At 44.0% G+C, this 12,609-nt stretch carries 12 protein-coding genes, 1 pseudogene and 1 riboswitch; all 13 genes and pseudogenes read right to left on the bottom strand.

Annotated features, from left to right (window positions below):
* Window positions 1-9: 9 nt before the first annotated feature.
* The 13 genes and pseudogenes from DWX61_RS04300 to DWX61_RS04245 all read right to left on the bottom strand — a co-directional run bounded on the left by DWX61_RS04300 (window position 10) and on the right by DWX61_RS04245 (window position 12,599).
* Window positions 10-975: an ABC transporter ATP-binding protein gene (locus DWX61_RS04300; RefSeq protein ID WP_118368733.1), complete on the bottom strand. Its 966-nt coding sequence runs from the start codon at window positions 973-975 to the stop codon at window positions 10-12.
* Entirely contained in the window at window positions 968-1,753 is a 786-nt protein-coding gene (locus DWX61_RS04295; protein WP_118368732.1) for an ABC transporter ATP-binding protein, read from the bottom strand. The genes DWX61_RS04300 and DWX61_RS04295 overlap by 8 nt, the downstream gene beginning before the upstream one ends.
* Before the next feature lie 14 nt (window positions 1,754-1,767).
* Window positions 1,768-3,336, bottom strand: a complete 1,569-nt coding sequence (locus tag DWX61_RS04290; protein WP_118368731.1) for an ABC transporter substrate-binding protein — start codon at window positions 3,334-3,336, stop codon at window positions 1,768-1,770.
* A gap of 60 nt (window positions 3,337-3,396) precedes the next feature.
* On the bottom strand, window positions 3,397-4,224 hold the full coding sequence (nikC, locus tag DWX61_RS04285; protein ID WP_118368730.1) for a nickel transporter permease: 828 nt from the start codon (window positions 4,222-4,224) through the stop codon (window positions 3,397-3,399).
* Window positions 4,225-5,163 carry a nickel ABC transporter permease gene (gene nikB / locus DWX61_RS04280; protein ID WP_118513550.1) on the bottom strand — a complete coding sequence of 313 codons (939 nt, stop codon included), beginning with the start codon at window positions 5,161-5,163 and terminating at the stop codon, window positions 4,225-4,227.
* A gap of 181 nt (window positions 5,164-5,344) precedes the next feature.
* Window positions 5,345-5,533: riboswitch (cobalamin riboswitch) on the bottom strand.
* A 284-nt stretch (window positions 5,534-5,817) separates the two neighbouring features.
* Window positions 5,818-6,777, bottom strand: coding sequence for a M14 family metallopeptidase (locus DWX61_RS04275; RefSeq protein ID WP_118623963.1), 960 nt, complete (start codon window positions 6,775-6,777; stop codon window positions 5,818-5,820).
* A 171-nt stretch (window positions 6,778-6,948) separates the two neighbouring features.
* Window positions 6,949-7,527, bottom strand: coding sequence for a bifunctional phosphoribosyl-AMP cyclohydrolase/phosphoribosyl-ATP diphosphatase HisIE (hisIE, locus tag DWX61_RS19675; protein ID WP_502696281.1), 579 nt, complete (start codon window positions 7,525-7,527; stop codon window positions 6,949-6,951).
* Window positions 7,528-7,854: 327 nt separating this feature from the next.
* Window positions 7,855-8,229 (bottom strand): annotated as a pseudogene (locus DWX61_RS19670) (HisA/HisF-related TIM barrel protein); the annotation flags it as partial.
* 18 nt (window positions 8,230-8,247) lie between these two features.
* Window positions 8,248-8,835: an imidazoleglycerol-phosphate dehydratase HisB gene (gene hisB, locus DWX61_RS04265; protein WP_021976578.1), complete on the bottom strand. Its 588-nt coding sequence runs from the start codon at window positions 8,833-8,835 to the stop codon at window positions 8,248-8,250.
* Window positions 8,835-10,145 carry a histidinol dehydrogenase gene (gene hisD / locus DWX61_RS04260; protein WP_015524922.1) on the bottom strand — a complete coding sequence of 437 codons (1,311 nt, stop codon included), beginning with the start codon at window positions 10,143-10,145 and terminating at the stop codon, window positions 8,835-8,837. Before hisD ends, hisB begins: the two co-directional genes overlap by 1 nt.
* Window positions 10,146-10,195: 50 nt before the next feature.
* Window positions 10,196-10,834: an ATP phosphoribosyltransferase gene (gene hisG, locus DWX61_RS04255; protein WP_118513540.1), complete on the bottom strand. Its 639-nt coding sequence runs from the start codon at window positions 10,832-10,834 to the stop codon at window positions 10,196-10,198.
* Window positions 10,834-11,955 carry an ATP phosphoribosyltransferase regulatory subunit gene (hisZ, locus tag DWX61_RS04250; protein ID WP_118623959.1) on the bottom strand — a complete coding sequence of 374 codons (1,122 nt, stop codon included), beginning with the start codon at window positions 11,953-11,955 and terminating at the stop codon, window positions 10,834-10,836. The genes hisG and hisZ overlap by 1 nt, the downstream gene beginning before the upstream one ends.
* Before the next feature lie 110 nt (window positions 11,956-12,065).
* Window positions 12,066-12,599, bottom strand: coding sequence for a Holliday junction resolvase RecU (locus DWX61_RS04245; protein ID WP_118513536.1), 534 nt, complete (start codon window positions 12,597-12,599; stop codon window positions 12,066-12,068).
* Window positions 12,600-12,609: the final 10 nt, after the last annotated feature.

Genomic DNA, 12,609 nt, shown 5'->3' with positions numbered 1-12,609 from the left:
TGCCTTTCTTTATTTCTCAGTTACATAATGGCAGGCAACTTCATGTCCTGCTTCCATTTCCTTAAGTACAGGCCTTGTTGTTTTACATTTTTCCATGCAATGCTCACAGCGGTTCTGGAACGGGCATCCGTGAGGAACGTCCAGAGGACTTGGTGCCTCACTCTCAATACTCTCGATCTTTTTGTGCTGATCCATATGAATGGAAAACTGTGCTCCCAGAAGTGCCTGTGTATACGGATGGAGAGAGTTTTTCGCAACATCCTCCCCAGGAATTACCTCTACAATATTTCCAAGATACATAACTGCGATCTGATGAGCAAAAGAACGAATCAGCGCCAGGTCATGACAGATAAACAGCATACTGATATTCTTTTCTTTCTGAAGGCGCACAAGAAGCTGGATCACGGATTCCTGTACAGAAACATCCAGTGCAGAGGTAGCCTCATCACATACCAGAATCTCCGGTTCCAGAGAAAGTGCACGTGCAATACTGATACGCTGTCTCTGACCACCACTCATGTTATGGGGATAACGGTCTACAAAATCTCCAGGAAGCTCTACCATCTCCAGAAGTTCTCTGGCCTTGGCTTCTTTTTCACTTTTTTTCAGTTTCCCATAATTGATCAGTGGCTCTGTAAGAATGTCCACGATCTTCATTTTCGGATCAAAAGAAGCAAGCGGATCCTGGAATACCATCTGCATGTTCTGACGGTTCAGCCAGGTTTCCTTTTTGGAAAGATCTGCAAGATTTTTTCCATGGTAAAGGATCTCACCGCTGGTCGGCTTGTCAAGGGAAATGACCATACGGACAAATGTTGATTTACCGCAGCCACTCTCTCCTACGATTCCCAGAGTTTTTCCTTTATATACATTTAAGTTTACATCGTTGCAGGCTGTTAAGGTTCTGCCGCCGGAAGCCGGGAACTGCTTTACGATATGCTTCGCACTAAGTACGATATCAGATTCATTAAACATAACGCTGTCCCTCCATTTCCGGCACTGCAGCCAGCAGTTTCTTAGTATAGTCACTGGTCGGGTGATTCATAACTTCATCACGGGTTCCCTGATCCACAACTTTTCCATGCTGCATAACTACCAGCTGGTCAGCCATATAGGCTGCAACACCGATGTTATGGGTAACGATGATGATACCCGTTCCGAAATCATCACGGAGTTCCATCATCTGGCGTACGATCTGAGCCTGTGTAGTAACGTCCAGAGCACTGGTCGGCTCATCTGCCAGAAGAAGTTCCGGGTTAAATGTCATAGCCATGGCAATACCAACTCGCTGGCGCATACCACCGGAAAGCTGGTGCGGATAGCTTTTCATAATGTTTTCTGCATCAGGAAGACGCATTTTCTGAAGCATGGAGCATCCTTTTTTCCATGCTTCCGCTTTGGATACATCGGTATGTGTGCAAATATATTCCACATACTGACTGCCGATCTTACGAATCGGGTTTAAGGTTCCACCGCAGTCCTGGAAGATCATGGAAATACGGGTACCTCTTAATTTTCTCCATTCATCCTTTGTATTGGAAAGCAGAGATTTTCCATTGAACTGGATATCACCGGCACTTACCCGGCCGCCCCCGGCAAGTGCGCCGAGAACAGCACGGATAACAGTTGTTTTTCCACTTCCACTCTCTCCTACTACACTGATGATCTCACCTTTCTTCATGGAAAGATTGAAATGCTCAATGATAGGTGCCTGCTTTCCGTACTGAACGGAAAGATCCTTGATTTCAAGCATAAATAAACGCTCCTTTACTCGGCAAGAGTGATATCCTTTGTCAGCCAGTAGTAGTCCATCGGATACATCTTAACGCCAGTTACCTTCTTATTGGAGAAGAGGTAAGTTGTCTCATATCCGAAGAATACAGTTGCTGCATCGTCCATGATATCCTGCTGGATGTCAACGATGAGATCTTTTCTCTTATCCTCATCAAATGTCTGAGCAAGCTCATCAAGAAGCTTATCTACATCCGGATTGTTATATCCTGCAGTGTTGTTTGCAGAAGAGCTGTACCAGTTCTCTCTTAAGTAGTTCTCCGGGTCACCGGTGTTGGCAACCAGTACGTTCCAGATAAGAAGGTCATACTGTCCGGAATCTCTCATGTCAAGAAGTGTCTCATAACTTACTGTATTCAGGTTTACGTTGATACCGATCTCTTTCAGGCTGGCCTGTGCTGCCTGTGCGTATACACCAAGCTCTGCACGGCTTGTGTAGATAACAAAATCAAGAACAAGCGGATCTCCGTCCGGAGTCTCTACATATCCGTCGCCATCAACATCTTTGTATCCAGCATCCTCGAGGATCTTTTTAGCGCTGTCCGGATCGTAAGAGTTTTCATCGTTGAGATCATCAAATCCAAAGTCAAGTGTTGGCGGAACCGGTGCTTTACCAGCTGTTGCACCACCCTCAAGAAGAGTGTTGCAGTATGTCTCTTTGTCAAGTCCACGGAGAAGTGCCTGACGAAGTGCCTTGTCGCTGAGTGCATGATCCTCATTCTGGTTCATGAATGCATAAGTAGAACGAAGAGACTGAAGCTCCTGGATGTCGTAATTGTCATTTCCCTCAAACTCAACCAGGTTCTCTGTTTTCAGGTTGTAAGCGATATCGATCTCACCTGTCTGAAGAGCCATGGAACGTGTTGTCTGGTCATCGACACATTTCAGAGTAACTCTGTCAAGCGGAACTTCGCCATCCCAGTAGTTCTCATTCTTTACTACAACGCAGGAGTCTGTCGGGCTGAAAGACTCTACTGCATAAGGTCCTGTACAGATCGGTCCTTCCATTGCAAATGTGGAATCATCAACATTTGTATCAACGATCAGAAACAGCGGGTCTGCAAGGCATCCGGCCATGTTTGCGTTTGCTCTGTTCAGGTGGAAGATCAGGTTCTGTCCGTCAACTTCAATACTATCAAGGTCAAAGAACTCCGGAACACGGTCGCTCTTCTCAGCTGTACGCTCGATGGAAGCTTTTACCATCTCCGGTGTCATATCATCGCCGTTGGAGAATTTTACACCCTCACGGATCTTGAATGTCCATGTTTTTCCATCTTCACTGTTGTCCCACTCTTCTGCAAGACATGGAACGATATCACCGTTCTCATCGAATTTTGTAAGGCACTCACCGATCGCATAACGGGATACAACCCAGCTGAAATACTGCTCTGTCGGCTCAAGTGTATCTGCAAAGCTTGTTACTCCAATCGTGATTTCCTTATCACTGCTCTTATCGCCCTTTGCCTGAGCCACTGTTGTCATAGAAAAAGTCATCATACATGCAAGTGTAGCAGCCAGCACTTTTTTAACTACGTTATTTCTCATTTCATCCTCCTAAAGATAAATATACTGATTATTGGTGTTGGTTTGTTACAGAAACGTTTTTTAATCCTGGCGCGGATCCAGTACATCACGGATGCTGTCTCCAAGCATATTGAAAACAACAACACAGATCACGATCGCAATACCAGGGTAGATCATAAGCCATGGCGCTTTTGCCATGTAAGTTCTTCCTTCATTCAGCATCAGTCCCCACTCCGGTGTCGGCGCAGTTGCACCAAATCCCAGGAAAGAAAGAGAAGCCAGCTCCAGCATCATGGTTCCGATATCTGCTGCCGCAGTTACCACCATCTGGGTTACCATGTTCGGAAGAACGTGTACAAGAAGAATTTTCCAGGTCTTTGTTCCGTTTACCACTGCAGCTTCTATATAAAGACTCTTCTTGACTTTCAAAACCATACTTCTTGCAAGGCGGGCATACTTCGTCCAGCTTACAGCCGCGATGGAGATAACGGCATTTACCAGGTTTGGTCCCAGCATACCGGCAATGGCGATGGCCAGTACAAGGCCGGGGAAAGAGATCATCATATCTGCGATACGCATGATCACCGCGTCCACAACGCCACCGAAATATCCGGCAATAACTCCTAAAAATGTACCGATCACAAAAATCACCGCAACCAGACATAATGTCATGATCAGGGAAGTTCTTGTTCCGAAAATAACACGGGAAAGAAGATCTCGTCCAAGTTTATCCGTTCCGAACGGATGAGCGGAACTCGGCTCCTGCAGTGATTCAGTCATAACTGCATTCAGCGGATCATATGGCGCAAGCTGCGGTGCGAAGATCGCAACGCCAATTACCACCAGGCCCAGAATGAAGAAAAGAGTGAACTGTTTATTTTCTTTAAATACTCGTAATACCTTTTTCAATTATCTATCCTCCTTAAGTCTTGGATCGAGATAAGTGTAGGACAGATCCACAAGCAGGTTGATGCACATGTACAGGATCGCGATCCAGAGTACATAGCCCTGTACAAGAGGATAGTCACGACAGGAAATTGCCTTTACTGCCATATTTCCCATACCAGGCCAGTTGTAAATGATCTCTACAACTGCGGTACCTCCAAGGAGGCTTCCAAGGGAAAGACCCAGCAGTGTTACCAGCGGAAGCATTACATTAGGAAGAACGTGTTTCCAAAGGATCACGCTTTCTTTGATTCCACGCATTCTTGCACCGGTCACATAATCCTGGTGAAGCTCCTCCAGCACCGCACTTCTTACCTGGCGGGTATATTTCGCAGACATGGCAAGTGCAAGAGTCAGTGCCGGAAGGATCATAGACTTGAAATCCGTACTTCCTCCTGCTACATTGATCCAGCGAAGCTGAACACCAAAGATACTGAGAAGGATCAGGCCCAGCCAGAAGCTTGGAACAGATACTCCCACAAAGGTAATTCCTCTCACAAAATAATCCGGGAATTTGTTCTGATATACAGCGGCCAGGATTCCAAGCGGTATGGAAATAATGACCATCATCAAAAGTGCCAGCAAAGACATCCTCAGCGTCGGCCAGAAACAAGATACCAGTTTATCCGTTACCGGCATTTTGAAAGAATAGGACTGTCCCATATCTCCTGTAACAACACCCTTCAGCCAGGAACCATACTGCACGAGAAAGGGCTGATCAAGGCCAAGCTCATGTCTTGTCTGTTCCAGAAGCTCCGGTGTCGGAAGATTACCACATTCTGTCAGCATGATCTCCGCAGGATCACCAGGTGACAGGTAGGTCAGTCCAAATGTGAAAAAGCTGATTCCAAATAATACAATGATGATCTGGAGAAATCTTTTTCCTATTTGTTTCTTTGTCACGTTTTACTCCTTTCCTCATTTGATGCGATTTTAACATTGCCGTTTTAATTGAGTTAGATAAAAAAACTACTGGATTCTTATTATGCAGAACATGCATGGAATTTTAGAAATTTGCACGAAAAAAGCCCGCGATGAAATACGGGCACATAAAAAAATATGCTTCCTATCTTCCGTAAGAATCATTTTAAAACAATTGCAAGCAGGTCTCCTGACTTAGGATCCTTACCCTCAGGCACCTTCCCGGTCTATTTCTCACGCACTCGACCAGTGGTATTTTGTCTGAGGATTCCCCCTTACAGTGACGGGATCGTACCGGATTTACACCGGTTTCCCTATTAATCCTCTCGGAACTTACAACGGCTGATGTGAAAATCAGCAAATGCTGTTAAATTACCTAAATATTATACGATAAAACTATAGTTTATGTCTATGGAAAAATGTTATATTTTTTGAAAACTCATAAATTTTGTTAAAGATGCTTGAATTGTATATATCCCCCATTGGGGATTTGACAATTAAATTTATTTGATCTGCTAAAAAAACACGGATTTTACCTCGCTGTTTTTACAAATAGAATAGCAAATGGTAAAACCCGGTTTTCTTACTGTTTCAATATGATTTCAGACAGAAGCGTTCTGAAAAGTCTGTTTACTATCAGGTCAGAGTATCTGTGATCGCCGCATATGCGATCATCGGTCCGTCTTCAATGATATTCAGGCTGGCTGTCTGATAAAGTACGACTCCGTTTTCAGTTGCAATAGACGTGTAAAGTAAATTTCCATAGTAATCTCTCAATTCACCCAGTTCTTCTCCCTTAAAGAAGTACTCTCCAGGCTTCTTGGATGGATACCAGCATCCGGTATACGGCGCATATTCATAGACTACATTTTCAAGAAGCATCTGACGGTAATGCTTCAGACCATGACACGTCTTTCCCTGGAGATGAAAAACAAGGTGACGGACGTCTCTTTTATCCTGTTCTACTTCCTCCCAGGTCCAGTAGCTGTGTCCGCCTCTTTCGATAAGAATACTTGGAATTCCAAGAGAAGAAGCATAATTATAGGCGCCACCTGTGGCGGTTGTGGAACGGACTACATATTTTACGCCGATATGCCGTGCCATATGCAATGACTTCTCTGCTGTTTTTTCATCTACAACCCCTACATAATAAACATAGGGATGAAGTTGTTCGAACCCATCTCCGCTGTGCAGGTCGATATAATAATCTGCTATAGAAAAAAGTTTCGTCACTATAGTATAGGCAATACGATCTGCAGCTGTTCCCTCAGGATCTCCGGGGAAAACGCGGTTCAGGTTCTTGCCATCCTCATAGACCAGACTCATGGTGCGATGCTCAAAGCCGCTGACGTTGACCAGTGGAACGATGATCACATTTCCCTTCAGTTCTTCCGGCTGAAATTCTTTTGCAAGTTCCATTGCTGCCTGGATTCCCACATACTCCGCACTGTGTATTCCTGCCGTGATCAGGACCGTCGGTCCGTCTTCCACTCCGCATATCACAGTTGCCGGCATTGCCATGCCATTTCCTGAGATCTTAATTTTTCCCTGTGCCTTCTCTCCTTTTTCAATCACCCAGTCATCAATTTTGATCATTGATTGTTTCCCTTTTCCTTTTTTATATTTCCGCACTTTTGACGATAAGTATATCATGCCTAACCGAAATTGTATATATTCTTTTTAGGATTCCGGGAATACAGAAAAAAACTTCCGTAACCGTTTTTCTGACCCGGTGTACAGAAGCTTTTTTCCTGAATGATATATGATTTATCTTTTCGCCAGTTCCCTGGTGATTTCCTCCCAGCTGACTCCTTTTTCCACCATGAGTACCATCATATGATAAAGAAAATCTGAAATTTCGTATTTAATCTCTTCTTTATCCGGATTTTTGGCTGCAATGACGATCTCTGTGCATTCTTCACCGACTTTTTTCAAAATCTTGTCGATTCCTTTATCAAAAAGATAATTAGTATAGGAACCTTCCTTTGGATGTTCTTTTCGGTCAGTGATCACATCATACACATTCTGGAACACGTGAAGTGGGTTGGTATCATCGTACTCTTTTTTCATCAGCGGTTTGAAGAAACAGGTACGGTTTCCTGTATGGCAGGCTGCGCCCACCTGCTCCACTTTGGCAAGGATCGTATCATTATCACAGTCAATGGTAAGAGACTTTACATACTGTACGTGTCCGGATGTCAGACCTTTGGTCCAGAGCTCATTCCGGCTGCGACTCCAGTATGTCATTTTTCCAAGCTTCAATGTTGTGTTAAAAGCAAGCTCATTCATATAGGCCAGCATCAGTACTTCATCCGTCCGGTAATCCTGGACAATAACCGGAACCATTCCGTCACTGTTTAATTTAAAGTCCGACCATGCAATATTACTTTTATATGTGTTTACCGGAATTCCGGCTTCTTCGCAGGTTTCCTTAAATGTATGCAGATCATTTTCAAGACTGCTTACATAAGCACCGCAAAGTCCGGACACAGCTGGTTCTCCTAAAAGCTCCAGAACGTTCTCAGATCTGTTTTCATCGGTATGAAGAACAATGGAAATCTGAGAAATCTCTGCAATTTCATTTTCGACAGTGTCCAAAGCCAGAACAGTGTCTGCATATGTTTCGATCAGATCCTGATTTTCTGTGAATTCTCCCAGATCAGAGATGCTGATCATCATACGCTCTTTTCCAAAGCGCCGGGATACTTCTTCCAGAAGCTTGATATTATTCTCTTTCGAAAAATTCAGTACAACTTTAGCACATCCCGCATAGATCAGCTTTTTTACATCTTCCATACGTTTGATATTTCCCGCTGCGATCACCGGGATCTCAGATACCTGACAGATATCACGGATTTTTCCGATCGCACGGTCATGCTCTGCATCTGCGGAAGAAAAGTCAAATACCAGAAGCTCATCTGCCCCATTGTCACCGTAAAATTTTGCAAGTGTTTCTACATTTCCGTCTCCGAAAAGATTTCTCTGTCCAAATCCTGTTACCGCCTTTTCTGAATGAAGATAAAGGCATGGGATCAACTGTTTGTTCATAAGTGGTCTCCTTCTGTATCAGAGGCTTCCCTTGGTAGAAAGCACGTCTGTGATCCGGGAATCGTACTGTGTTGCTGCATCAAGGGCTTTCGCAAAGCTTTTAAACATGGCCTCTGCCACATGATGGCTGTTTCCTCCGGAAAGAACCTTGATGTGAAGATTCATTGCTGCGGAATAGGATACTGCATAAAAGAATTCCTTTACCATCTCTGTAGCCATATCTCCTATTTTTTCCGTAGAAAACTCTGCATCCCATCCAAGATAAGGTCTTCCGGAAAGATCTACTGCGCAGAGCACAAGCACTTCATCCATAGGAAGGATACAGCTGCCGTAACGTTTGATCCCTTTTTTGTCGCCAACTGCCTCACGGATAGCGTTTCCAAGGACGATCCCTGTATCTTCAATGGTGTGATGATCATCTACATTCAGATCACCGTGGACTCTCAGCGTAAGATCATACAGTCCATGGCGCGTAAAACCGTCCAGCATATGGTCAAAAAAGCCAATGCCTGTATCAATATCGGAACTTCCTGTTCCATCAATATTCAGCTGCAGACGTATCTGCGTTTCTTTTGTGTTTCTTTCGATCAGTGCTTCTCTTGCCATTATTCGTTCTCCTTGTCCTCTTCCTCAAAACGGACTGCAATGGAATTTGCGTGTGCAGTCAGCTGTTCCGATGTGGCAAACTGGATAATGTCCTTGTGGATCTTTCGGAGTGCTTCCCTGGAATAATATACAATACTGGATTTCTTGATAAAATCATCTACAGAAAGTGCGGAGAAAAATTTGGCAGTTCCATTGGTAGGAAGCACATGGTTTGGTCCTGCAAAATAATCTCCAAGGGGTTCAGAGCTGTGCTCTCCGATAAAGATCGCACCTGCATTTCGTACCTTCATCATATCTTCAAAAGGATTCTTTGTGACGATCTCCATATGTTCAGAAGCAATTTCATTGGCAGCCTCAATGGCCTCGTCCATATCTTCTGCGATCAGGATATAACCAAAGTTCTCCAGGGATTTCTCAATAATGGCTTTTCTGGAAAGTACCTCAACAAAACCTCTGACTTCTTTATCTACCTGATCTGCAAATTCCTCATTTGTTGTGATCAGGATCGCAGATGCCATCTCATCATGTTCTGCCTGAGAAAGAAGATCTGCTGCAATATAACGAGGATTTGCAGTCTCATCTGCAAGAACGAGGATCTCGCTTGGGCCGGCAATAGAATCAATGCTTACGTATCCATAAACTGCCTTTTTTGCAAGCGCAACAAAAATATTTCCGGGTCCTACGATCTTGTCAACCTTTGGAATACTCTCGGTTCCATATGCAAGTGCTCCGATGGCCTGTGCACCACCCACTTTATAGATTTCATCTGCTCCGGCTTCGTTGGCAGCAACAAGTGTGCTTGGATTTACTTTTCCGTCTTTTCCAGGAGGTGTTGTCATTACAATACGGTCAACACCGGCAACTTTTGCAGGAACGATATTCATCAGCACGGAAGACGGATATACAGCCTTTCCACCGGGAACGTAAACACCTACACAGTTCAGAGCGGTTACCTTCTGACCAAGCATGGTTCCGTCTGTTGTGCTTGTGAACCAGCTGTTCTGAAGCTGTTTTTCGTGATAGCTGCGGATATTCACCAATGCTTTTTTGATCACATCGATCAGGGAAGGATCTACCAGCTTGTATGCTTCCTCGATCTCCTCAGGGGTTACACGGATCGTATCCTTTGTCACTTCGACTTTATCAAATTCTCTGGTAAATGCAAATAACGCGGTATCTCCCTCTGCTTTTACTTTGGCAAGTATATTTGCTACTGCATCCTCGTATTTTCCATAATTATTAGGGCTTCTTTTTAAGAGAGTTTCCAGAATATCTTTTGTAGATTCTTTGGTGAGTTTTACCTTACGCATAATAAATTCTGCCTTCTTTCTGTATTTTGGAGGTTCATCTGTTGCTCAGTTTATTTGACCACACCTCGAAGTTCCGTGATCAGTTTGCGGATCCGTTCATCTTCCATTTTCATGCTGACCTGATTGACTACCATACGTGCAGACAGCGGGCAGACTTCTTCCAGCACCTTCAGGCCATTCTCACGAAGGGTGCTTCCGGTTTCCACGATATCCACGATAACCTCGGAAAGTCCTACGATCGGTGCAAGCTCAATGGAACCGTTCAGCTTAATGATTTCCACAGTCTGATGCTTTTTGTTATAGAAGTAATCCTTTGCAATATTTGGATATTTTGTAGCTACACGGATCAGCTGATTGTTATTCAGAACTTCCCTGGCGCTTTCAGGGCCGCATACGCACATGCGACATGCTCCAAATCCAAGATCCATAACCTCATATAGCTTTCTTCCTTCTTCCAGAATGGTATCCTTACCTACGATACCGATATCTGCTGCACCATACTCTACATAAGTCGGCACATCCGGACCTTTTGCAAGGAAAAACTTCAGCTTCAGTTCCTCGTTGGTAAAGATCAGCTTTCGGGAATCTTTGTCACGCATCTCCTCACATGTAATACCGATCTTCTCAAACATATCCAGTGTTTTGCTGGCCAGACGCCCTTTTGTGAGGGCAAATGTAAGATATCTCATCAGTCCTGCTCCTCCTTTGCCGGGCACAATGCCACTTTTTTACCTTCGTTTCGAAGCTCCATTGCTTCCTGGATCGCTTTTTTCAGATTTTCCGGATCATAGGTGATCACAATGGTCTTATCACCGGCCGGAACAGTCAGTTTCTGTCTGGAAAGCGCGAGCATCAGGTTATCGACCACAATGGCAAATCCAATGGAAGAAGCCGGTTTTCCGAAATGTTTCATCAATTCGTTGTATCGTCCGCCTTTGATCAGAGGTTCACCGGTTCCATATGTATAGGCCTGGAAAATGATCCCTGTATAATAACGGAACTTACTGAGCATTCCAAAATCAAAAGCAATGTATTTCTCACAGCCGTATACTTTCAGGATCTCATAAATTTCTTCCAGTCGTTTTACTGCAGAAAGTGCCTCCGGATTGGAGGTGAGTTTTTTTGCTTTTTCCAACACTTCTGCTGAACCGAACATCTGAGGCAGTTCAGCAAAAGCCTTGGAAAGGTTATCGCCTAAATTCTGTCCCTTAAGAAGTTCTTCCACACCAAAATAATTCTTCTGAGAGATCAGCTCACGAAGATGCTCTTCTATCTCTGGCCCCAGATCTGCCTCTGCAAGCAGGGATTTATAATAATCTACCTGGCCTACGCTAACCTGGAATTCGGTAAGTCCTGCTGCCTTCAGACACTCCACGGTCATAGCAAGAATTTCAGCATCTGCTGCTGCAGAATCATCTCCCATATGTTCAACACCCATCTGAGTATTTTCTTTCATCTGACCTCTGTAACTGGAATTGTTGATAAATGTATTTCCGGTATAACAAAGTCTTACAGGTCCCTTTTCCGGATCAAAATAAGTTGCACATGCTCTGGAAACAGACGGTGTAAAGTCAGGTCTGAGAACAAGTGTGTTTCCCTCTCTGTCAAAAAATTTATATAAGTCCTTGGATGGAATCGTTCCTACTTCATTGCTGAACACTTCAAAATACTCAAATCCCGGTGTTTCTATATCTTCATATCCATATCTTGAAAACACCTGGTGGAGCTCCTTCTGGAGCCGTTTTTTGCGGCTGCATTCCTCTCCATAAATGTCCCGCACACCTTCAGGTGTATGAAAAATACGCTGCATGTTTATTTCCTCCGTAACACGTTTTGAGATTTCCTGCGTTTCACTTTAATTCGCTACCATGCTACCACAGAAAAACTTAAATTTGATTATATAGGAAACCTTTCCAAAAGTCAATCCCGTAATTGCAGATCTTTCTGGATTCCTTCCAGATAAGGAACCAGAAATCCATTTTTTCCGGAAAGATAAAATTCCTGGTCCAGCTCTTCCCGACGAAAACTTTTTCGTCCGCCGTCTTCCATCCTTTTCCAGAATTCCTTCAGCTTACGAAGGGTAAGATAATAAAAAACATTATCTGCGCTGAAATAGATCAGAAAAAAAGCAATCCCCTTCTGCTTTTCAAACTCATCCATAAATGCTACCTGATGAGGATGAATGTTCGCAAGGGGAAAAGTTTTTACACAGCATTCTTTTGCATCGAAGCAGACAGGGATTCCCTGTACTGCTCCGATATAATCTACGGTACTTTTCTGTTCAAAATATGCCAGCGTGATATGCCGGGAGGTTTTATCCATTTTAACCGGAGTGATAGGGGTCGGAATTTTCTGGATGAGGGCCAGTCCCTTTTCCCTGTACTGCTCATTGGTACGATTGATAAGTTCCTCCAGAGTAGAACCACGAAGTCCTCTGCTGTTCCATGTTGCCATAAAGTCTGTC

Source organism: Ruminococcus sp. AF20-12LB, assembly GCF_003478985.1.
In the GTDB taxonomy this organism is placed as follows: Bacteria; Bacillota; Clostridia; order Lachnospirales; family Lachnospiraceae; genus Blautia_A.
This window is presented reverse-complemented; position numbering and strand designations above follow the sequence as displayed.